Below are 22,747 nucleotides of genomic sequence, written 5' to 3' on the forward strand. Positions count from 1 at the left end.
GTACCGGCCGCCCCGCCGCGCTCCGCGCGGTCTCGTGACGGGCTCCGGCATTTTCAAAGGTGTCGGCAAAGGGCGGCCCACCGGCCGCGAGGCGGCTTCTTTCCCGGAACTTGCCTCTCACACCGGTTCGCCGCGCGGCGCTGCCGGAAGAACGACCACTCCCCCGTCATCCCCGCGGAAGCGGGGATCCAGGCTTTGCGATGAAGGCGCGCCGCCCGGAGTTCCGGATCCCCGCCTTCGCGGGGATGACGGTAAGTGTCCGTTCCCTGCCGACCCGCATGCGCCGGCGTGAGGTTCTCTTTCCCGGAAGAAGCTTTTTTGCTTCTTGTTCTTATTCCGGCTTTTGCCGGTTTTCCTCCCACCATCCCCTCTCCCTGACGTGGGAGAGGGGCCTTCACTTTGTAAGCTCCACCGGCGGTCAGCCGGCGGCGATCGTCCCGCCATACTCGGCCATCGCGTCCTTCAGCCACATCCATGTGTATTCCGCGAAGGAGCGGCGGACGAGGATGTCGTAGGTCGGGCGGTCGTCCAGCTGGTGCAGGATGATGCCGACCCGCGCCATGGTCGTCTGGGCGCACTGGCCCGCCTTGAAGCGCTGCGGGTGCAGGTCGAGCCCGCAGCCCTTGGCGAGGACCATCCGGGCCTCCGGCCCGGAGAGGCGCAGGCGGGCGCGGTTGCCGCTGACGTCGGTGACGGCCGCGTGAACGTCGCCGAGGGCCGCGCGCAGCCGCTCGATCAACTCCGTCTCGCCGCCGGGGGCGGTCAGGATCAGCCACTCGTCGGGGCCGAGCCAGAGGACGGTGATGTCGTCGGTGGACTGCACCGTGTTGGCGCCGACCGGCAGCAGGCAGTTCAGCACCGATCCGGCGGCGCGCAGGAAGCGCGGGTCGGACGGGTTGCCGCGCAGGTTCACCTGGCCGGGCGGGACCATCTCCGCCAGCACCAGCCCCGCCGAGGAGGCCAGTGCTGTGACGGCGGGCGCGAAGCGGGCGACCGCGCCGGCGCGGGGCAGGGCATTAGCCATGGAGACGCACTCCCTCGGGGTCGAAGAACACGGGCTTGGTGACGGTGCACTTGACGATGCGCCCGCCGTCGAGCGGGGCGTAAACGGCCTGGTCGAGACGGTTGGTGCCGTTCTTGATCAGCGCCAGCGCGAAGGACCGGCCGAGCGTCTCGCTGTAGTAGCTCGACGTGACGTGGCCCAGCATCGGGATGGGCGTGCGGTTGTCCGCATCCTCGACGATCTGCGCGCCCTCCTGCAGGACGAAGGCCGGATCCTCCGGCAGCAGCCCGACGAGCTGCTTGCGGCCGTCGTCCACGGCGCCGGGGCGCGCGTAGGAGCGCTTGCCGACGAAGTCCTTCTTCTGCTTGGAGACGATCCAGTCCATGCCCAGATCGAAGGGCGTGACCGTGCCGTCCGTCTCCTGCCCGACGATGATGTAGCCCTTCTCGGCGCGCAGCACGTGCATCGTCTCGGTGCCGTAGGGGGTGATGTCGTACCTGGCGCCGACCCGCATCATCTCGCGCCAGACATGCAGGGCCTGGTGCGAGGGGACGTTGATCTCGTAGGACAGTTCGCCCGTGAAGCTGATGCGGAAGATGCGCGCCGGGACGCCGGCCACCACGGCCTCCTTCATGGACATGAAGGGGAAGGCCTCCGCCGACAGGTCCAGATCCGGGGCGAGTGCCGCCACCACCTCGCGGGCCTTCGGGCCGGCGATGGAGGCGGTGGACCACTGCTCCGTCACCGAGGTCAGGTAGACCTTCAGCTCCGGCCATTCGGTCTGGAGATACTCCTCCAGCCAGTCCAGCACCTTGGCGGCGTTGCCGGTGGTGGTGGTCATGATGAAGTGGTTGGGGCCGAGGCGCGTGGTCACGCCGTCGTCCATGATCATCCCGTCTTCCTTGCACATGACGCCGTAGCGGCAGCGGCCGATGTCCAGCTTCAGCCAGGCATTGGTGTACATGCGGTTCAGGAAGGTCGCGGCGTCGGGACCCTGGATGTCGATCTTGCCGAGCGTGCTGGCGTCCAGCACGCCGACGCTCGTCCGCACGGCGCGGCACTCGCGGCGGACGGCCTCCTCCATGGTCTCGGCCCCGCGCGGGAAGTACCAGGGGCGCTTCCACTGGCCGACATCCTCGAACACCGCGCCCTGCTCGACGTGCCAGGCGTGGATCGGGGTGACGCGGGCCACGTCGGCCAGCTCGCCCACGTCGCGGCCGGCGATGGTGCCGTAGGTCAGCGGCGTGTAGGGCGGGCGGAAAGTCGTGGTGCCGACCTGCGGGATCGGCGAGGCCAGCGACTTGGCGAGGATGGCCAGGGCATTGACGTTGGACGTCTTGCCCTGGTCGGTGCCCATGCCGGTCGTGGTGTAGCGCTTCAGATGCTCGACCGACTGGTAGCCCTCGCGGGACGCCAGCAGCACGTCGGCGGCGGTCACGTCGTTCTGGTAATCGACGAAATGCTTGCCCTTCTGGCCGACCGGCTTCTTGCCCGGCACGATCCACAGCGGGCGGAGCGGCTGCTCCTCCAGCGCCTCGGCCGTCGGGACACGGGCCGGCTCGGCGGCATCCAGCCCGGCGGCGGCCAGGGCGGCGCGCCCGGCCTCGGCCCCCTCGGCGAGGCAGGCCGGCAGGGCGAAGCTGCCCTTGCAGGCGCCGGCCGACCGCTCGGCCTGGACCGACAGGTTCGGCACGAAGGCGGCGAGCGCCTCGTCGTAGCGCAGCTTGCCCATGGACTGGGAGAAGAGATGGACCGCCGGATTCCAGCCGCCGGACATGGCGATCAGGTCGCAGGCGATGCTCTCCGCCGGGCCGGTGACCGTCTCGCCGTCGGCGGCCAGCGCCTGCACCTGGACGCCGCGCACCTTCTTGCCGCCCTCCACCTCGGAGATGGCCGAGTTGGTGATGATGCGGATGCCCTGCGCGCGGGCCTTGCGCGCCAGCGGCCCGTCGACCGACTTGCGCAGGTCGATGATGGCCGGGACGGCGGCGCCGGAATCATGCAGGTCGAGGGCCGCCTGGTAGGCGCTGTCGTTGTTGGTGAAGACCACGACGCGGCGGCCCGGCAGGACGCCAAACTGGTTGACGTAGGTCCGGGCAGCACCCGCCAGCATCACGCCCGGACGGTCGTTGTCGGCGAAGACCAGCGGACGCTCGTGCGAGCCGGTCGCCAGGACGACCTGCGCCGCGCGCACCTTCCACAGCCGCTGGCGGGAAACGCCCGGCTTGGAACCGCGCGGGAGGTGGTCGGTGCGGCGCTCGGCCATGACGAGGTAATTGTGGTCGAAGTAGCCGGTCACCGTGGTGCGCGGCAGCAGCGTGACCTCGGGATGGGAGCGCAGCTCGGCTTCCGCCTTGGCGACCCATTCCAGCGCCGGCATGCCGTCGATGGTCTCGCCCCGGCTGCCGAGCAGCGAGCCGCCGAAGCGGGGCTGCTCGTCCGCCAGGATCACGCGGGCGCCGCCGCGCGCCGCCTCCAGCGCCGCGGCCAGGCCGGCCGGGCCGGCGCCGACCACCAGCACCTCGCAGTGGGCGTGCATCTTGTCGTAGATGTCCGGGTCGGCCTCCTGCGGCGACTTGCCGAGGCCGGCGGCGCGGCGGATGATCGGCTCGTAGACCCGCATCCACATGCTCTGCGGGTGCATGAAGGTCTTGTAGTAGAAGCCGGCGACGAAGATCTTCGAGAACAGGTTGTTGACGGCCCCGACGTCGAACTCGACGCTCGGCCAGGCGTTCTGGCTCGACGCCGTCAGTCCCTCGTAGATCTCGATCTGGGTGGCGCGCAGGTTCGGCTCGGTGTGGGCGCCGCGCTCCAGCTGGATCAGCGCGTTCGGCTCCTCCGAGCCGGCGGACAGGATGCCGCGCGGCCGATGGTACTTGAAGCTGCGGCCGACCAGATGGACGCCGTTGGCGAGCAGCGCCGAGGCCAGCGTGTCGCCGGCATGCCCCTGGTAGCTCTTGCCGTTGAAGGTGAAGCTGATGGTCTTGGAGCGGTCGACCGTGCCGCCGGTGGGGGTGCGGTGCGTGTTGGTCATGACCGGGCGCCCTTCTGGCTGGAAGCCGGCGCGGCGTCACCGTTCGCGGCCTCGATGTCTTGCACGGGCTGCGGCGCCGAGGCCGGCGGATAGACGTTCAGGATCTGGTGGGTGACGGTGTGCCGCTCGACGTTGAACCAGCGGCGGCAGCCGTGGCTGTGCACCCAGCGCTCCTTGTGCGCGCCCTTCGGGTTGGTGCGCATGAAGAGGAAATCGGCCCACTGCTCGTCGGTCAGGGCCGAGGGGTCGGCCGGGCGGACGCGGTGGGCCTCGCCGCCGTAGGAGAATTCGGTCTCGTCGCGGGGACCGCACCAGGGGCAATTGATGAGAAGCATGCCGAGTACTCCGGGACTGGGCCGAATGTCTTAGTGGGCGAAGGTTTCAGTGAGCAACGGCGGCGGCGCCATGCTCGTCGATCAGGTTGCCCGACGTGAAGCGGTCGAGCGCGAAGGGTGCGTTCAGCGCGTGCGGCTGGCCGGTCGCGATGGTGTGGGCGAAGACCCAGCCCGAGCCCGGCGTCGCCTTGAAGCCGCCGGTGCCCCAGCCGCAGTTGATGAAGAGGTTCTCCACCGGGGTCTTGCCGATGATCGGGCTGGCGTCCGGGCAGACGTCCACGATGCCGCCCCACTGGCGCAGCATGCGCAGGCGGCTGAACATCGGGAACAGCTCCAGAAGCGCGCCCATCTGGTGCTCGATCATGTGGAAGCTGCCGCGCTGGCCGTAGCTGTGGAAGGCATCGATGCCGGCGCCGATCACCAGCTCGCCCTTGTCGGACTGGCTGACATAGACGTGGACGGCGTTTGACATGACGACCGTGTCGAGGATCGGCTTCACCGGCTCCGACACGAGCGCCTGGAGCGGGTGGCTCTCCACCGGCAGGCGGAAGTCGGCCATGGCGGCGAGCACGCTGGAATGGCCGGCGGTGACGATGCCGACCTTTTTGGCGCCGATGAAGCCCTTGGTCGTCTCGACGCCGACCACGCGGCCGCCCAGCCGGCGGATGCCCGTGACCTCGCAGTTCTGGATGATGTCCACGCCGCGCGCGCTGGCGGCGCGGGCGTAGCCCCAGGCCACCGCGTCGTGACGGGCGGTGCCGCCGCGGCGCTGGAGCGTGGCGCCCATGATCGGGTAGCGGACGTTCTGGTCGATGTTGATGGCCGGAACGAACTCCTTCACCTGCTCCTTCGTCATCCACTCGCTGTCGATGCCGTTCAGGCGCAGCGCGTTGACGCGGCGCATGCCCTCGCGCACGTCATGGAGATTGTGGGCGAGGTTCATGACGCCGCGCTGGCTGAACATGATGTTGTAGTTCAGCTCCTGGCTCAGCCCCTCATAGAGCTTGAGCGACTTCTCATAGAGCGCCGAACTCTCGTCCCACAGGTAGTTGGAGCGGATGATGGTCGTGTTGCGGCCGGTGTTGCCGCCGCCGAGCCAGCCCTTCTCGATCACGGCCACGTTGGTGATGCCGTGTTCCTTGGCGAGATAGTAGGCCGTCGCGAGGCCGTGCCCGCCGCCGCCGATGACGATCACGTCGTAGGACGCCTTCGGCGCCGCGTCGCGCCAGGCCCGGTCCCACTCCTGGTGGTTCGAGAAGGCGTTCTTGATCAGGGAAAATACGGAATAGGTCGACATGACAGCCTCGCCCTTCTGATGGGATCAGAGTGCCTGCGGAGGGCGGGGCCTGCATAGAACGCAACAGCCTTTGTGATTGAACGAATCCGACATCGCCGAACGGCCGAGCTTCCGTCAGGTCAAGGCATGGCCCCGTTTCCGCCGGGACAGGCCTATGGCGGATCGGTTCAGCGCTGTTGGAACAAAAAGAAGCGCCCTCCCGCCGGAGCGGTCCGGCGGGAGGGCGCGAGCCGTGGACGAAAGCTCGTACGGGCGACAGGTCGTGCGAGCAGCCGTTGCCGGATGTCGGTCACACGCGGTAGTAGCGCACCGCCTCGACAAGCCCCTGGCCGAGGTCGTTGAGACTGGTGGCCGCACCCTCGAGCTGCCGGGTGCCTGCGGCGGTCTGGCTGCCGGCGGAGCGGATGTTCTGGAGCGCCTGGGTGACCTGCTCCAGCCCGATCTGCTGCTGGTTGGTTCCGGTGACGATCTGCTGGAAGGCGATGACGCTTTCCTGGATGCTTCCGGCCATGTCGCGGATGGTGCCCTGGGCGGCGTCGGTCTGGCGCTTGCCGGCGGCCACGCGCTTGACCGCTTCCTCGGTCAGCATGACCGAGCTGTTGATGCCGTGCTGGATCTCGCTGAGGTTGGAGCGGACCTGGACCGTGGCCTCCTTGGACTGGTCGGCCAGGCTCTTGATCTCGGCCGCCACGATGGCGAAGGTCCGGCCATGCTCGCCGGCGGCCGCCGCCTCAATGGCGGCGTTGAGCGCCAGCAGGTGGCAGCGCTCGGCGATGTCGTTGACCGTCACGATGATCTCGCCGATGGCCTGGGTGCGCTCGGACAGGATCACGATGTTCTCCGCCACGGCTTCCGCCTGCTCGCGGATCGCGTCCATGGCCGTGTTGGTGTCCTCCACCGCCTTCAGCCCCGTCTCGCTTGTCGCCGACGCCGTCTGCGCGCTCGCCGACACCTCGCGGGCGCGGCGGCTGATCTGCGCGCCGGACTCCGTGATCTCGCTCAAGGTCGCCGTCGTCTCCTCCACGGCGGCGAGCTGCTGCGACACGCTGGCCGCCTGCTGCTGGGTGGAGGCGCGGATCTGCGCGGTGGCCGCGTGCATGCTTTCCGCGGTCGCCCGTGTGGTGGTGGCGACGGCGCGCAGCTTGGCGGTCATGTCGTTGAGGTCGCGGCCGAGCATCGCCAGCTCGTCGTCGCCGTCCACCTCGAGGCTCCGGGTCAGGTCGCCCTCCTTCACACGGGCCGCGAGGCTGACGGCTTCGCGCAGCCGCGCTGTGATCGAGCGGCTGGTGAGGACCGCGATCAGGGTGGCGACCGCGACCGCCACGAGGCTCGCGAGGATGGCGGAGCGGATCACCTCGTCATGGATCCGGCGGATGTTCTCCTCGCCGGCCCGTGCGAGCTGCCGGGTGATGGCGCTGCCGGCCTCGATGTTCGCATCGATGATCTCGCGCAGGGAGTCGAGCCGGGGCTGGAGCCCGCGCGCCTCGGCGTCGCGCCCCTGCAGGAGGAGGTCGAACAGAGTGGCGGCCTCCCGCTGGACGCTCTGGAAGGCATCGCCGAGGGTGCCGGCGCGCCGGACCAGCTCCGTCCAGAGCCCCGCCCGCTCCTCCGAGACACGCAGGTCGGCGCTTTCCTGCGCGAGGGAATGAAGCCGCGTCACCGCCACCCTCACCCGTTCGGCCTCCTCCAGATAAGCGCGGCGGAAGGGTTCAATGTCGGCGGAGCGCCCTTCCGCCCGCGCGATGACCGTCTCGGTGATGGCGCGCTCGCGGCTGCTGCGCAGGTCCGACTGAAGGACGGCGATTTCCTTCAGCAGCTCGGTGGCTTGCACGTCGTGCTGGGAAACGACGGTGACGAGGGTCAGGGCGTCGTCCACCTTGCGCGATTCATAGAACAGGGGAAGAAGAACCAGGAGACACATGACGCCGAAGCCGGCGCCCAGCTTGTGCGCGATCTTCACGACCAACCTCTTTTTCCCGCCGAAGGCGCCTCTTTTAGCACTCCTTGGCGCGGTCCACCACGGCAGAGGCCACGCTTTCCGTCAGTCGAAGAGGCGGCGGTCCGGCGGCAGCACATCGCGGGCCAGCCACAGCGCCTCGACCGGCGGGGTCTCCACGCCGCCGCCGCCGGGCTGGCGCGCGTCGGACGGACTGAAGCCGTAGAAATCCCGGAACTGGCGGGAGAAATGGGCGCAGTCGGCGAAGCCCGCCTCCAGCGCGATGGCGGTGACGGAGCGCGAGGAGTTCTTCAGCATCCACAGGCCGTAGCGCAGCCTCAGCGCCCTGTAGAAGGCGGCGGGGCTCATGCCGGTGGAGGCGTGGAACAGCCGCTCGAACTGGCGGCTGCTGACGTTGAGCCGGCGGGCGATCTCCTCGATGGCCAGCGGGTCGTTCAGGTGCTGTTCCATGAGCAGCGCCGCCCGGCGCACCCGCTCGTCGGTGATCTCGCCCCGGCCGGTCTCGCCGGCGACGGCGGCCACGGCAGGCTGGGGCTGCGGCTCGCTGGCGGGGCGGGCGCGCTCGATCTGCATGATGTGCATGGACTTCTGGGCGGCGGCGCGGCCCAGATGCCGTTCGATGAGATAGGCGGCGAGGTCCACCACGCCCGACCCGCCGGAACAGGTGATGCGGTCGCGGTCCACGGCGTAGAGCTGGTCGGCGACCGGCGTCAGGTCGGGGAACTCCTCCACGAAGTCGCGGTAATGGTACCAGCTGACGCAGCAGCGCCGCCCCTTCATGAGCCCGACGCGGCTCAGCACGAAGCTGCCCGTGCAGACGCCGACGAGCGTGACCCCCGCCTCGTCCGCCCGCCGCAGATAGGCGACGGCCTCGGCGTCGAGCTGCGGCCCGCGGTTCAGCAGACCGCCGACCACCACGATGTAGTCGAAGCCCTTCGGGTCCTCGAACCCGGTCCAGCGGGCGACCGGCACGCCGCAGCTCGACATCACCGGCTCCGGCTTCGTGCCCATGATGGTCCAGCGGCAGCGGATCGGGCGGCTGCCGTCGCCGTCGTCGGCGGCCAGCCGCAGCGCGTCCAGGAAGCTGGACAGCGCCGTCAGCGTGAAGTTGTTGGTCAGGATGAAGCCGACCGACAGGCCGGCCCTGGCGGGGGCGCCGTCAGAACGCGCCGAGACCGTCACGCTCGCCATCCTCCGCTCCACCCGCCACCTCCTCCAGAAGTTCCGTGCCCACGGCACCGTTGCCGCGCGACGGCCGGCGCCGGGCCGGCGCGCCGAAGCCCTCGGACAGGCCGATCGGCTGGGTGCGGTGGCGGGTCTGGTCGACGCGCGGCGGCACGCCGAAATAATCGCGGTAGCATTTGCTGAAATGGGTGGCCGAGACGAAGCCGCAGCAGACCGTTACCTCGGTGATCGACATGCGCGTCTGGAACAGCAGCTGCCGCGCCCGCTTCAGCCTCAGCCCCAGGTAATAGCGGGCGGGCGAGCAGTTCATGAACTTGCGGAACAGCCGCTCCACGTTGCGGCGCGACTGGCCGAGCCGCGAGGAGAGCGTCAGCAGATCGAGCGGCTCCTCGATGTTCTCCTGCATCATCAGGATGGCGGCGTGCAGCTCCTCCCGCTCGAAGCCGGGCATGTGCTGGACCGCCGCGTGCTGGCGCACGGCGCCGGGGCGGATCTTGTCGTGCAGCATCTGCTCGGCGATGTCGAGCGCCAGCTGCTCGCCGTGGGCCGTGGCGATGCGGTGGAGCATCATGTCGGTCGCCGCCGTGCCGCCCGCGCAGGTGAAGCGGTTGCGGTCGATGGTGAACAGCTCGCCCGTCGCCTCGATGTCCGGGAAGCTTTCGGAGAAGCCCGCCATGTTCTCCCAATGGATCGTGCAGCGGTAGCCGTTCAGCAGCCCGGCCCGCGCCAGTATGTGGCTGGCGGTGCAGACCGACCCGAAGGCGGTGCCCTGCGTCGCCCGGCGGCGCAGCCAGCTCAGCACCGGCTTGTCGTCGTACCAGTGGCCGTCGATGCCGCTGCACACGAGGATGGTGGACAGGGCGGGAGCGTCGGCTAGCCCATGGTCCACCGCGACCTTGATGCCGTTGCTCGCCTGCTCGGACACGCCGAGTGGCGAGATCAGCACCCAGCGGTAAAGCTCCTTCCCGCTGAGATGGTTGGCGAGGCGCAGGGGCTCGATCGCCGCCGTGAAGGCGATCATCGAGAATTTCGGCACCAGCAGGAAACCGATCGTTTCCGTCCCAGAAGTCACCGGTACCATGGCTCGCCCCCTGTCGCGTCGTGGGTCACATTGCGCGTCGGCATTCCGGACCCGCGCTGGGGTCCCTATTTTTTTGATCGTACGCCCAATCAATACCCAACACGTGTGATTTGCGACAGTCAACCCACGAATTGCGACAGCGCCCTGCTTGTTTTTTCCGCAGCTCTCGAATTGCCTAATCCCTGCGCATAGCGGCCCGTCGGCGCAGGGCGGCGGGCGTCGTTCCGCGGGCGCGGCGCAGGCTGCGCGTCAGGGCGCTCTGGTCCGAGAAGCCGGTGGCGAGCGCCACCTCGGCGATGGGAAGGCGTCCGTCGCGCAGGAGTTCCTCGGCGCGGTCGAGCCGCAGCTCGGCGAGCCGCCGGGCAGGACTTTCGCCGGTTTCCAGCCGGAACAGCTCGTGGAAGCGGCTCGGCGCGAGGCCAGCGGCGCGCGCCAGTTCCTCCACCCTCAAGGGTTCGTCCAGCCGCGCGCGCATGATCGCCAGGGCCGCCCCGACCGGGCCGGCCGGTTCCGTGCGTTCGGGCAAGGCCAGCCGCCGTTCCAGCGAGCGGCGCAAAAGATGCACCGCGTGGTGCGCCGCCGCAGCGTCGAGCGGGGCCGCGCCCGCCTCGAAGGCCAGATAGCCGGCGAGGGAGTCGAGCGCGCCGTCCATCGCGAAGAAGGGCCGGGCCGCAGCACTCCGCAGCAGGGCGTCCCCGCCGTCCGGCAGGTCGAGCACGACGAAGCGGTTGTCGCCAGCCGCCCGGAAGCTGTGCTCCACGCCCCCGGCGACCAGCACTCCCCGCCCCGCCGCGACACAACCCCCGACCGCCCCGACCTGCATCTCCAGGCAGCCAGCCACCGGCAGCACGACCTGGTGGAAGCCGTGCGCGTGCAGCGTCTCGCGCCCGTCATAGGACCGCAGCGACACCCTCGCCCGCTCATCCGCCATGTCCGTCCTCCTTCGCGAACGCTATTGGAACCGGGCCGCTTCCGGCTCTTCCGCCCGACACCAAACAGCGATGCTTCACCAGTCGGGCTCCAGGCGGTCATCGTCCTTGTGGTCGCCGCTCTCCGGTTCGCCCAATACATAGGAAAAAAGCATTCTGGGAAGTGCCGACAATTCCAAGCTCTCAAACGGCATGTCGGGCCGTCGTTCGCGCATCAACCCGACAAGCAGGAGCCCCTGCGCCCGGTCTCGCCCCCTCTTCAGGGCGTCGCGATCATCCCGCTCGCTGAGCCAAAGCTTGTGAACGGCCCATGCCCTTGGATCGGGGCAGACCATGCGCACGGGAAAGCCATTCGCGGCGATGGCGGTGCCTTCGAAGGAAGGGCTGTTCACGAGCCACGCCAGCCCGCCAACCTCGGCGGCAGCAAGGTCCTCGGCGTTCTTGCCGATGCGCGATCTCGGTTTCGAGGCGATCAGGTCATTGCTTTCCGGAGGGGTGATCAGGTCCACCATGAACCCGTCCCTATTCGCGGCGGCATAGGGTCGGTTGGCGATGACGGTGAAGGTGTCGTCCACCTGCCGCAGCACGCCCATGATGCCCTCGATACGCAGGTCCTGAATGGTGAGGCGCAATCTCGTGCGATGATCATAGAGCAGATCGACATCGTCGGTCGCAACGAGGTCGCGGGCGACATGGACACCGCAGAGCCGCTCGTAGGCAAACAGAGCGTGAGTGCCGGCAATCCGGACGTTCCGGCCCAGGAGTCCGGCCTCGTCGAGCCGGCGAACGATGCGCGACACGATCGTCGGCACGCGGCCCAGGCCAAGCGCCTTGTTGACTGGTGCCATCCTGTTCAGACGCGCCGCCGTGCCCCGCAGGACACGTTGCAGACGCTCCCGCCCCTCGGTGTGGGCGGCATAGGCCTTTTCCGTCTCCGGCGAGCGCGGGCCCAGACTGTGCCGAACCCGGCCGATCTTCCGGTACAGGTACTCCCGACCACGGGCCGTTTGCCAGTGCATCGAGCCCGCATACCGGCTCTTCAGCTCCGCCTCGGTGGTCCGCCACGTTCCAAAGATCTGTTCGGTGTCGATCAGCTGACGTGTCTGTTCCGAGGTTAAGTCACTGAAACTCATGGCGTTGTGCCTTGCTATGGCCTTTAGCGAGCATGAAGGCACAACATCAATTCTGTCAATATCTTAGAAGGAATCCTTGCTTTTGCGCGCCTTCTCCACGATCCATGCCGGACCGCGCCCGTGAAGCCGGAGCGGCGGATCCGGGGTCGCCGGGTGTGGCGCATCTGCAAAGCGGCCGCAGTTCCGGTCAAAGCGCGCCGGAGAACGGGTCAAGACGGCGTGGCACGGCGCGTGGTAGAGCGGCGCCGTCAAGCGAAACGTCACCCGTCCCGGAAAGCACCCGCCGCCATGACCGCCGTCCTCTCCCCCGCCCGCTCCTCCGTCCTGCGCGCCACGGCCATCGGGACCGTGGCCATCCTGATGTGGGCGACGCTGGCGCCGCTCGCGACGCTGGCGCGCATGGTGCCGCCCTTCCAGATGGTCGCCCTGTCCTTCGGCATCGCCTTCCTGATCGGATCCCTCTGGTCGCTGGCGCATGGGGAGAGCCCGTTTCGCCATTTCCGGCAGCCCGCAGCGCTATGGGGCATCAGCGTCGGGGGGCTGTTCGGCTTTCACTTCCTCTATTTCCTGTCCCTGCGCCTGGCTCCGCCGGTCGAGGCGAACCTCATCAACTATCTGTGGCCGCTGCTGATCGTTCTCTTCTCGGCGCTGCTGCCGGGGGAGCGGCTGAAGGCGCGGCATGTCGTCGGTGCGCTGCTCGGGCTGGGGGGCACGATGCTGCTGATCACGCGGGGCGCCGGCCTGACGGTCAGCCTCGAACATTTGCCCGGTTACGCGCTGGCGCTGGCGAGCGCCTTCACCTGGGCCGGCTATTCGGTGCTGCGCCGCCGGTTGGGCGAGGCGCCGACCGAGGCGGTGACCGGCTTCTGCCTCGCCACCTCCGCGCTGGCGGCGCTGTGCCATCTGGCCTGGGAGACGACGGTCTGGCCGGACACGGCCGGAGGCTGGGCGGCGCTGGCCGCACTCGGCATCGGGCCGGTGGGGGCCGCCTTCTTCGTCTGGGACTATGGGGTGCGGCACGGCGACATCCGCGCGCTGGGTGCCCTGTCCTACGCGGCGCCCCTGCTCTCCACCATCCTTCTGGTCGTCTTCGGGCTGGCGGCCGGCCATTGGACGGTGTGGGCCGCCTGCCTGCTGATCGCCGGCGGCTCGCTGCTCGCCAGCAGCGATCTTTTCCGCAAAGAAGGGCAGCAATCCTGACATGTTCGGCAAAGCTTGGCGGGTTTAACAAACAAATCTTGCTCGAATGGCCGGGACGGGGCTAACTTCTCCCACCTCATGAAAAAAGACAGCCGGGTGACGCCACGGCCGTCGTGCCGCATCCGGAGGAGAAGGGTTGTGAAGAGAAGAGCGTTCCTGACGTCGGCGGGCACCGGGCTGGCCGCCGCGACCATCGCAGCGCCGGCCGTCGCACAGTCGCAGCCGGAAGTCCGCTGGCAGCTGGCGTCGAGCTTCCCGAAGAGCACGGACATCCTGTTCGGCACGTCCGAGCTGGTGGCCCGCCGCGTCTCCGAGCTGACCGACGGCAAGTTCCAGATCCGCCCCCACGCCGGCGGCGAGCTGGTGCCCGGCCTTCAGGTGCTCGACGCCGTCCAGAACGGCACGATCCCGGTCGGCCACACCTGCGGCTATTATTATGTGGGCAAGGATCCGACCTTCGCCTTCGACACGGCCCTGCCCTTCGGCCCGAACGCGCGCCAGATGAACGCCTGGTACCAGGCGGGCGGCGGCCGCGAGGTCATGGGCGCCTTCTTCGCCAAGCACAGGGTCAAGGCCTTCCCGGCGGGCAACACCGGCGCCCAGATGGGCGGCTGGTACCGCAAGGAGATCAAGTCGCTCGCCGACATGAACGGCCTGAAGATGCGCATCGCCGGCATCACCGGGCAGATCATGGGCAAGATGGGCGTCACCGCCCAGCAGATCGCCGGCGCCGACGTCTACCCGGCGCTGGAGAAGGGCACCATCGACGCGACCGAGTTCGTCGGCCCCTACGACGACGAGAAGCTCGGCTTCCACCAGGTCGCCAAGTACTACTATTACCCGGGCTGGTGGGAAGGCGGCCCGCAGGTGTCCATGTACGTCAACATGGACCAGTGGAACGCCCTGCCCAAGTCCTACCAGGCCGCCTTCGAGGTCGCCTGCGCCGAGGCGAACGGCCACATGCTGGCCCGCTACGACGCCGAGAACCCGAAGGCGCTGAAGCGGCTGATCGGCAAGGGCGCGCTCCTGCGCGCCTTCCCGCGCGAGGTCATGGAGGCCGCCCACAAGGCTGCCTTCGAGCTGTACGACGAGACCGCCGCCAAGAACCCCGAGTTCAAGACGGTCTATGAGAGCTGGCGTCCGTTCCTGGACGAGACCCAGCCCTGGTTCCGCGTCGCCGAGCTTCCCTTCGACGGCTTCCTGGCCTCCGTGGCCGGCCAGCGCTCGAAGTAAGCCCCGTCCGTCCGGACACCCGGAGAAGCCCCGGCAGCCCCGCGCTGCCGGGGCTTTTTCATGCCCGCCCTCCGCCCGGCCACCTGAGGCAGGGACGGTGCCGTCCGTGAACCGCCCCATGACGCGGCTCACGCCCCTTCGAGGATCCCGGCGCCCGCGTACTCTTGCGATGACGTCCCCCCTCCGCCCCGGCGCAAAGCGCTCCCGCCGGTGTCCCGACACGGCCCGGTCCGCTCCACCGGTCCCGCTCTCCGCGTACTCTTGCGATGAGTCCCCGGCCCGCGAGGGCTTCGAAGGGGCGCCGCGGACCGCGAACTCCTGCGATGGCGGCCCGCGCCCCACCCATCTCGTACTCTTGCGATGAGTCGCGGTCCGCCAGGGTTTCCGCCATTCGCACTCTTGCGATGAGTCGCATCTTCCAGGGATCCCGCGTACTCTTGCGATGAAAAGCCGCCGGAAAGGGATTCGGCCAAGAATCCGAGTCGCCGCGATTCGCCCCGATTCGGGAAAGGCCTGAATGGAGTCGCCCGGATTCCGCGCACTCTTGCGATGAGTCGCCCCGAGCCCCGGAATTTGTCCCGCGAACTCCTGCGATGAGGATTCGTACTCCTGGGATCAGCGACTCGGAACGACTCGGGTTTTCCCCCGTACTCTTGGGATGAATCAACTAATAGAGAATCTACTAGCTTACCTACTAGGCCTCCTCTCAAGAGTACGCGTTGAATCCCCGGACCGGCCCGTTCACACTCCGGGCACATTGGATGAAAGCCTTCCGGCGGTGCATGCGCCGGAGGAATTCGGCAGGAGCGACGCATGGGAACCCTTCATGAGCTGATCCGGACCCACGGTCTGGAAGACGCACGCCGGCTCGTTCCCGAGCAGGAACGGCCGTTCGTCGATCTGGCGGCGGAAGCCCTGGCCACGGAAAGCAAGGCGCTGGGCATCACCTATGCCGGATTCTGCCTGACGAGCCTGCCGCACAAGGCCTTGCCGGACGAACAGCATTGGGAGCGCGCCGGCCACAAGGTGAAGCTGCTGATCGAGCCCGGCCGGCTGCCCGACAGCGACGGCGGGACACGCCTCTACGGCGTGCCCTACGGCAGCCGCGCGCGGCTGATTCTCCTTTATCTCCAGACCCGTGCGATTCAGACCGGCAGCCCGGAGGTCGAGCTAGGCGGATCCATGCGCGACTGGATGAGCCGGATGAACGTGTCCACGGGCGGAAAATCCTACAAGGACGTGCGGGAGCAGGCGAACCGCATCTCCGCCTGCAACCTGACCTTCATCTGGGACCGCGGCAACCGGAAGTCGGAGTTCGCGAAGGACAGCATTGTCAAGGGCGGCATCCAGCTCTACGACACGGACGACGAGCAGCAACTCCGCCTGTGGGTGGACACGGTGCGGCTCAGCGACAGCTTCTTCCGGGCCTTGCGCGAGCATCCCGTGCCGATCTGGGAGCCTGCGGTCAAGCTCATCAGCAACAAGAGCATGGCCATCGACCTCTACATCTGGCTGGCCTACCGGCTGCACGTGCTGTCGGCGGCCACGCCGGTCACCTGGGTGGCCCTGCATGGGCAGTTCGGCGCCGGCTACAAGAACGTCTTCCAGTTCAAGCCGCGCTTCCTGGACGCGCTGAAGGCGGCGCTGGCCGTCTATCCCGACGCCAAGGTGACGGTGGACGAGACGGGCATCACCCTGCTGCCCTCGCGCGCACCGGTGCCCGAGCGGCACAGCGTACTGTTGGGATAAGGGCGCCAAAACGACTCATCGCGAAAGTACGAATCCGCCGGCTCCCCAATCGGAGCCGGCTTTTTTTGCACCGTCCGGGCTTCCCGCCGCGCCGCCCTTTCGACCAGCATATTCCTGCGATGAGTCGGTTTCCGATTCCTGCGGCGGATTCTCATCGCAAGAGTACGCCGGCACCCCTGCCCGCTCCATCCGGCCGGTCTCCCGGCCTCCGGCGGTGGGGCCTGATCGCAAGAGTACGCAGCGGGAACATGCAGAATCGGAACGCTGAAAACGAAACAGCGCCCCGGCGCCGGATCGGCGGGGGCGCTGCTCGGGGCCGCGGAAACGGCCCGGCCGACGGAGTGCGGGCGGTCAGTCCACCTGTTCCAGGAGGCGTCGCTCCCAAGCCATCGCCGTCTCGACGATGCCCCGCAGGTCCTCGTGGCGGGGGGTCCAGCCCAGCTCGGCGCGGATGCGGTCGCCGGCGGCCACCAGCTCCGGCGGATCCCCGGCGCGGCGCGGGGCGAAGCGCATCGGCAGCGGCTTGCCGAGCACCTCCTCGAAGGCCTTCAGCACCTCGAGGATCGACCGGCCCCGCCCGTAGCCGCAGTTGAAGACCCGGCTGGCACCACCGCGCTCCAGATGTTCGAGCGCCCGGACATGCGCCTCGGCGAGGTCGGTGACATGGACGTAGTCGCGCACGCAGGTGCCGTCCTGCGTCGGGTAGTCGTCGCCGTAGACCGCGATCTCCGGCCGGCTGCCGACGGCCACCTGCGAGGCGATCTTGATGAGGTGGGTCGCCGTCTGCGAGCATTGACCGGCGCGGCCCGCCGGATCGGCGCCGGCGACGTTGAAATAGCGCAGCGCGACGTAGCGCAGCCCATGGGCGTTGGAGGCATCGGCCAGGATCTGCTCGAACATCCGCTTCGACCAGCCATAGGGGTTGATCGGCGCCAGCGGCGTGTCCTCGGCGATGGGCTGGGTTTCCGGCGCGCCATAGACGGCGGCGGTGGAGGAGAAGATGAACTGGTCCACGCCGCGCGACAGGCAGGCTTCCAGCAGCGTCTGGGCGTTGATCGTGTTGTTGCGGTAGTAGTCGAGCGGCTTCACGACCGACTCCGGCACGACGATGCTGCCGGCGAAGTGCATCACGGCGCCCACCTTGTGGCGCTCGATGACCTCGGCGACGAGGCCGGCGTCGCCGACGCTGCCCTCCACCAGGGTCACGTCCGCGGGCACGGCGTCCCGGCGCCCCGTGGACAGATCGTCGAGGACGACCACCTCCCGCCCGGCGTCCCTCAGGGCGAGAACGACATGGCTGCCGATATAGCCCGCCCCGCCCGTGACAAGAATAGTGCTGGCCTTCATCAACATCCCCTTCGGGTCAGGTTGACGCGCGGCGCCGGGCGGCCCGCGCGCTTACCGTGGAACGGTTCTTGTGGAACAATCCTTTTGCAACAGCGGTGCCCGGCGCGTCCCGCGTTCATCGGTGGTGCGCCGTCCGGTCAGGTGTTGTGCGTCGCAGCATCAGCCGGCCGGCGAAGGACCCATCCGACGGAAGGCGGAGGGACCCTTCGCGTTGCGCAACCTCAGATCTGAACGTCGGGCGCCGTCCCCAGCAGCACACGCTGTTCCAGATAAGCGATGATCCGCGCCAGGCAGGCCTCGACGTCCTCGGCGGCGGTGTCCACCACCAGCTCGGGCGATTCCGGCGGCTCGTAGGGGGAGGAGATGCCGGTGAATTCGGCGATCTCGCCGGCGCGGGCCTTCTTGTAGAGGCCCTTGGGATCGCGCGCCTCGCAGGTGGAGAGGTCGGCCTTCACGTGGATCTCGTGGAAGCTGCCGGGAGCCGCCGCGCGGGCTCGGGCGCGGTCGGCGGCGTAGGGCGATATGAAGGCGCTGATGACGATCATCCCGGCGTCCGCGAAGAGGGCGGCCACCTCGCCGACGCGGCGGATGTTCTCCGCCCGGTCCTCCGGCGCGAAGCCGAGGTCGGCGTTCAGGCCGCGCCGCACGTTGTCGCCGTCCAGCACATAGACCTGGGCGCCGCGCGCGAACAGCCGCTGCTCCAGCTGCATGGCCAGCGTGGACTTGCCGGCCCCGGACAGGCCGGTCAGCCAGAGGATCGCCCCCTTGTGGCCGTTGCGCCAAGCCCGCGTGTCGGCGGACAGGATGTGCTCGACCTGCGTCAGGTTCTCGCTGCGCGCGGTCAGCAGCCGGCGCTGGTCCGGGTAGCCCTCCATCGAGATGATGCCGCCGCCGACGATGTCGTAGCCTTCGACCAGCACGCAGCGCCCGGTCGCCGGGTTGCCGCGGTGCTCGTCGAGCGCCAGCATCTCGCGCGAGCGCAGGACCACCTCGGCCACGTCGTTGCGCTCCACCGCCGTCTTGCCGGCGGTGCCCAGCGTCTGGGTGTCGGTGATCCGCTCGATCGACTGGACGGTGACGCGCGCCTCGCGCGTGGCGAGCTTCAGCTTGTAGGTGGCCCCCACCTCCAGCGGCCGCTGCCCCAGCCAGAACAGATTGGCCCTGAAGACGGTGGAGAGCATCGGAGCGCTGGTGGCGTGGCTCGCGATGTCGCCGCGCTCGACGAAGATCGGCTCGTCCAGCGTGAAGCCGACCGACTGGCCGGCGATGGCGATGGTCGGGACCGGAGCCTCCCAGGCCTCCAGTGAGGTCACGCGGGCCGAGCGGTTGGACGGCGAGAAGACCAGCGTGTCGCCGACGCTGAGCGTGCCGGTCTCGATCCGGCCGACCAGGATACGCCGCTCGTCGTGGCGGTAGACGTCCTGGATCGGCAGGCGCAGGGGCCGGTCCACCGGCGAGGGCGCGCGCTCGAAGGCGTCCAGCGTCTCCAGCAGGGTCGGACCCTGGTACCAGGGCATCCGGTCCGACCGCTCGGCCATGTTGTCGCCGTGGCGCGCGGACAGCGGGATCACCGCGACCGGCTCCACACCGATGCCGGCGAGATAGTCGCGCACCTCCTTGGCGACCTCCTCGTAGCGGTCGCGCGCGAAGTCCGCCATGTCCATCTTGTTGACGGCCACGGCGACGCGGCTGAGCCCCAGCAGATGGAGGAGATAGGCGTGGCGCCGGGTCTGCTCGCGCAGCCCCTCGACCGCGTCGACGACCAGCACGGCGGCGTCGGCCAGTGCGGCGCCGCTGATCATGTTCTTCAGGAACTCGCGGTGGCCCGGGGCGTCGATGATGACGACCTCGCGGGTCTTGGTGCGGAACCAGATCTGGGTGGTGTCGATGGTGATGGCCTGATCGCGCTCGCTCTGGAAGCTGTCGAGCACGAAGGACCATTCCAGCGGCATGCCGCGCCGTTCGCTGACCGCGCGGATCTCCTCCAGCTTGCCCTCGGGCAGGCTGCCGGTGTCGTGCAGCAGGCGCCCGATGAGGGTGGACTTGCCGTGATCGACGTGACCGACGATGACCAGGCGGAGCTGGGGACGGGTGGGGGTGCTGCTCTGTTCCATGATGCCTTCCGTCCCGCTCACATGTAGCCGCTGCTGCGCAGCCGCTCGAAGCTGTCCTCGGTTTCCTTGTCCATGCTGCGGCCGGCCCGCTCGGGCGCGCGGGTGGTCTCCAGCTCGGCGATGATCTCGTCGATGGTCGAGGCGTTGCTGTCGATCGGGAAGGTGATGTTCTTTTCGCCGAGCGACCGGTAGCGCTTGCCGTTCTGCGCCAGGTACAAGGGCACGATGGGGATGTTCTCGCGCTTGGTGTAGCGCCAGATGTCCAGCTCGGTCCAATGCAGGAGCGGGTGGATGCGCACGTGGGTGCCTTCCGGGAAGTCCGTCTTGTACTGGTCCCAGAATTCCGGTGGCTGGTCCTTGAAATCCCAGCCGCCGTCGGCGTTGCGGGGCGAGAAGACGCGCTCCTTGGCGCGGGTCGCCTGCTCGTCGCGGCGGATGCCCAGCAGCATGCCGCGGTACTTGTCCCGGCGCATCACGTTGCGCAGCCCCTCGGTCTTGCGCGCGGCGGCGCGGGTGGCAGGCGGCAGCGTCTGGTCCATCTCCTCCTCCGGCGGACACATCTCGATGCGCAGATCGAGCTTCCAGTCCTCGGCGATCCGGTCGCGGAAGGCGTAGACCTCCGGCAGTTCCATCGCGGTGTCGAGCTGGATCATCGGGAAGGGGATGCGGCCGTAGAAGGCCTTGCGGACCAGCCAGAGCAGCGCCGTGCTGTCCTTGCCGATGGACCAGAGCATGCCGAGCGGCTGGATGCGGTTGTAGGCTTCCCGCAGGATGTAGACACTGCGCGCTTCGAGTTCGTCGAGATGGCTGAGCATTGGGCCTTGGAAGCGGAATTGGGGAGGGATGGGCGGATTATGCGTCACGACGGCCGGAAAAGACCAGAAGGTCGATTGCCGGACGGGATGGCTTGAAACGGAAGCTGGGCTGCGACACAGCCATTCCACAGCTTTTTCGACTCGGATTCATTTGAAAAAAGACGGTCGAGATTATAGGTTCTTGCGGGTCCCCAACAGGGGTTTCCCCGATTTTAAACGGCATTCGAGGCACTGCGGTGAAGGTTCTCATCACGGGCGGCGCGGGCTTTATCGGCTCGGCGGTTATTCGCTATCTCATCGACAACACCGACGTCGAGGTGGTGAACGTCGATGTCCTGACCTACGCCGCGAACCTTGCCTCGCTGAAGCCCGTCGAGGGCAACCCCCGCTATGCCTTCGAGCGCGTGGACATCTGCGACGGTCCGCGGGTCGCGGATCTGCTGAAGCGCCACCGCCCCGACGCGATCATGCATCTGGCGGCGGAATCCCATGTGGACCGCTCCATCGACGGGCCGGGCGCCTTCATCAACACCAACATCGTCGGCACCTACACGCTGCTCGACGCCGCCGTCGGCTACTGGCGCGGCCTGGACGAGGCGGCGCGCGCGGCCTTCCGCTTCCACCACGTCTCGACCGACGAGGTGTACGGTTCGCTGGGCGAGACCGGCTACTTCACCGAGGAGACGCCCTACGACCCGCGCTCGCCCTATTCGTCGAGCAAGGCGGCCTCGGACCATCTGGCGAACGCGTGGCACCACACCTACGGCCTGCCGGTGGTGATCAGCAACTGCTCCAACAACTACGGCCCCTGCCAGTTTCCGGAGAAGCTGATCCCGCTGACCATCCTGAACGCGCTGGAGGGCCGCCCCCTGCCGGTCTATGGCAAGGGCCTGAACGTCCGCGACTGGCTCTATGTGGAGGACCACGCGAGCGCGCTGTGGACGGTGCTGAGCAAGGGGCTGCCCGGCCAGTCCTACAACATCGGCGGCAACAACGAGATGCGGAACATCGACGTGGTGACCGCCATCTGCGCGCTGCTGGACGAGGTGGCGCCGCCGCTGAAGAGCGGCCCGCGTGCGAATCTGGTCACCTACGTGACCGACCGCCCCGGCCACGACCTGCGCTACGCCATCGACGCCGCCAAGATCAAGCGCGAGCTTGACTGGGAGCCGAAGGAGACCTTCCAGACCGGCCTGCGCAAGACGGTGGACTGGTACCTCGCCAACCGCTCCTGGTGGGAGCCGCTGCGCGAGAAGGTCTATGGCGGCGACCGCCTGGGCCTGGCCGGCTGAGGATCGACGACGTGAAGATCCTGGTTGTCGGCAACACCGGCCAGGTCGGCCGCGAACTGACGCGGGCCGCCTGGCCGCAGGGTGTCGAGCTGGTCAGCGCCGGGCGCGCCGACCTCGACATCACGGACGCGGCCTCCGTGCGCGGCTTCTTCGCCGCGGCGGCGCCGGACCTCGTCATCAACGCGACCGCCAACACGGCGGTCGACCGGTCGGAGTCCGAGCCGGAGGCGGCCTTCGCCGTCAACGCCGAGGCCCCGCGCCACATGGCGGAGGCGGCGGGCGAGCGCGGCATCCCGCTGATCCACTACTCCACCGACTACGTCTTCGACGGCTCCAAGGCCGGCGCCTGGACGGAGGAGGACGCGGTCAACCCGCTGGGCGTCTATGGCGCCAGCAAGGAGGCCGGGGAGCGCGCGGTGCGCGCGGCCCAGCCCCGCCACGCCATCCTGCGCACGGCCTGGGTCTACAGCGCCTTCGGCCATAATTTCGCGAAGACGATGCTGCGCGTCGGCGCGGAGCGCGACGAGCTGCGGGTGGTCGCCGACCAGCACGGCTGCCCGACCGCCGCCGCCGAGATCGCGCGGGCCACGGTGCCGGTCGCCATGCGGTTCCTGACCGGCGAGGACGCCCCCTGGGGCACCTACCACCTCGCCGGCGCCGGGGCCACGACCTGGCACGGCTTCGCGGAGCGCATCTTCGACCTCGCCGCCCCGGCGCTCGGCCGGCGGCCGGTCGTGCACGCCATCGCCACCGCCGACTACCCGACCCCGACCCGCCGCCCGGCCAACTCGGTGCTCGACTGCACCAAGCTGGAACGGACCTTCGGCGTGCGGCTGCGCCCCTGGGAGGAGCCGGTCGCCGAGGTGGTCGCGGAACTGACCGCCGCGATGCCCGTCCGGGCCTGAACGGCGCCGACCAAAAAGCCCCGCCGTCCTCATCGGATGGCGGGGCTTTTTTCTTTTCCGAGCCGCTGTCGGGTTGCCGGCGCGGCCGGGATCATCGGCAGGGCCGTAGGATGCGGCTTTCAGGGCAGACGCCGATGG

General features: G+C 68.7%; 17 protein-coding genes. 5 read left to right on the top strand and 12 right to left on the bottom strand.

Annotated elements, in window-relative coordinates:
- Positions 1-418: 418 nt before the first annotated feature.
- From JUB11_RS21580 to JUB11_RS21620, 9 genes are all read right to left on the bottom strand, one after another.
- Positions 419-1,024, bottom strand: a complete 606-nt coding sequence (locus tag JUB11_RS21580) for a sarcosine oxidase subunit gamma family protein (RefSeq protein ID WP_207460719.1) — start codon at positions 1,022-1,024, stop codon at positions 419-421.
- The gene (locus tag JUB11_RS21585; RefSeq protein WP_207460720.1) at positions 1,017-4,037 is read right to left on the bottom strand and encodes a sarcosine oxidase subunit alpha; all 3,021 of its coding nucleotides are present in this window, start codon (positions 4,035-4,037) and stop codon (positions 1,017-1,019) included. The genes JUB11_RS21580 and JUB11_RS21585 overlap by 8 nt, the downstream gene beginning before the upstream one ends.
- Positions 4,034-4,372, bottom strand: a complete 339-nt coding sequence (locus tag JUB11_RS21590) for a sarcosine oxidase subunit delta (protein ID WP_207460721.1) — start codon at positions 4,370-4,372, stop codon at positions 4,034-4,036. Before JUB11_RS21590 ends, JUB11_RS21585 begins: the two co-directional genes overlap by 4 nt.
- A 46-nt stretch (positions 4,373-4,418) precedes the next feature.
- The gene (locus JUB11_RS21595) at positions 4,419-5,669 is read right to left on the bottom strand and encodes a sarcosine oxidase subunit beta family protein (RefSeq protein ID WP_207460723.1); all 1,251 of its coding nucleotides are present in this window, start codon (positions 5,667-5,669) and stop codon (positions 4,419-4,421) included.
- A gap of 289 nt (positions 5,670-5,958) precedes the next feature.
- Positions 5,959-7,629, bottom strand: coding sequence for a methyl-accepting chemotaxis protein (locus JUB11_RS21600; RefSeq protein WP_348771483.1), 1,671 nt, complete (start codon positions 7,627-7,629; stop codon positions 5,959-5,961).
- Positions 7,630-7,710: 81 nt separating this feature from the next.
- Entirely contained in the window at positions 7,711-8,817 is a 1,107-nt protein-coding gene (locus tag JUB11_RS21605; RefSeq protein ID WP_207460726.1) for a GlxA family transcriptional regulator, read from the bottom strand.
- Positions 8,786-9,892: a GlxA family transcriptional regulator gene (locus JUB11_RS21610; RefSeq protein WP_207460728.1), complete on the bottom strand. Its 1,107-nt coding sequence runs from the start codon at positions 9,890-9,892 to the stop codon at positions 8,786-8,788. Before JUB11_RS21610 ends, JUB11_RS21605 begins: the two co-directional genes overlap by 32 nt.
- Before the next feature lie 175 nt (positions 9,893-10,067).
- A complete protein-coding gene (locus JUB11_RS21615) occupies positions 10,068-10,823 on the bottom strand; it encodes an AraC family transcriptional regulator (protein WP_207460730.1) in 756 nt (251 codons plus the stop codon).
- 75 nt (positions 10,824-10,898) lie between these two features.
- On the bottom strand, positions 10,899-11,954 hold the full coding sequence (locus tag JUB11_RS21620) for a nucleotidyltransferase domain-containing protein (RefSeq protein ID WP_207460732.1): 1,056 nt from the start codon (positions 11,952-11,954) through the stop codon (positions 10,899-10,901).
- 288 nt (positions 11,955-12,242) lie between these two features.
- Here JUB11_RS21620 and JUB11_RS21625 point away from each other — a divergent pair, with 288 nt between their 5' ends.
- The 3 genes from JUB11_RS21625 (at position 12,243) to JUB11_RS21635 (ending at position 16,136) form a co-directional block, all read left to right on the top strand.
- Positions 12,243-13,154, top strand: a complete 912-nt coding sequence (locus tag JUB11_RS21625) for an EamA family transporter (RefSeq protein ID WP_207460734.1) — start codon at positions 12,243-12,245, stop codon at positions 13,152-13,154.
- A gap of 138 nt (positions 13,155-13,292) precedes the next feature.
- Positions 13,293-14,387, top strand: coding sequence for a TRAP transporter substrate-binding protein DctP (locus JUB11_RS21630; protein ID WP_207460736.1), 1,095 nt, complete (start codon positions 13,293-13,295; stop codon positions 14,385-14,387).
- Between the two features lie 813 nt (positions 14,388-15,200).
- Positions 15,201-16,136 carry a replication protein RepA gene (locus tag JUB11_RS21635; RefSeq protein WP_207460738.1) on the top strand — a complete coding sequence of 312 codons (936 nt, stop codon included), beginning with the start codon at positions 15,201-15,203 and terminating at the stop codon, positions 16,134-16,136.
- Positions 16,137-16,487: 351 nt separating this feature from the next.
- Here the strand turns inward: JUB11_RS21635 and galE are convergent, their stop codons facing one another.
- The 3 genes from galE to cysD form a co-directional block, all read right to left on the bottom strand.
- Positions 16,488-17,483, bottom strand: coding sequence for a UDP-glucose 4-epimerase GalE (gene galE / locus JUB11_RS21640; protein WP_348771484.1), 996 nt, complete (start codon positions 17,481-17,483; stop codon positions 16,488-16,490).
- Positions 17,484-17,704: 221 nt separating this feature from the next.
- Positions 17,705-19,597 (bottom strand): adenylyl-sulfate kinase, encoded by a 1,893-nt coding sequence (gene cysC / locus JUB11_RS21645; RefSeq protein WP_207460742.1) that lies wholly within the window; start codon positions 19,595-19,597, stop codon positions 17,705-17,707.
- A gap of 17 nt (positions 19,598-19,614) precedes the next feature.
- Positions 19,615-20,412, bottom strand: coding sequence for a sulfate adenylyltransferase subunit CysD (gene cysD, locus JUB11_RS21650; protein ID WP_207460744.1), 798 nt, complete (start codon positions 20,410-20,412; stop codon positions 19,615-19,617).
- 236 nt (positions 20,413-20,648) lie between these two features.
- Between cysD and rfbB the strand changes: the two genes are divergently transcribed.
- Positions 20,649-21,704 (top strand): dTDP-glucose 4,6-dehydratase, encoded by a 1,056-nt coding sequence (gene rfbB, locus JUB11_RS21655; protein WP_207460745.1) that lies wholly within the window; start codon positions 20,649-20,651, stop codon positions 21,702-21,704.
- Positions 21,705-21,715: 11 nt separating this feature from the next.
- On the top strand, positions 21,716-22,609 hold the full coding sequence (rfbD, locus tag JUB11_RS21660) for a dTDP-4-dehydrorhamnose reductase (protein WP_207460746.1): 894 nt from the start codon (positions 21,716-21,718) through the stop codon (positions 22,607-22,609).
- Positions 22,610-22,747: the final 138 nt, after the last annotated feature.

The sequence above is a fragment of the Azospirillum sp. SYSU D00513 genome, from assembly GCF_017356015.1.
GTDB lineage: Bacteria > Pseudomonadota > Alphaproteobacteria > Azospirillales > Azospirillaceae > Azospirillum.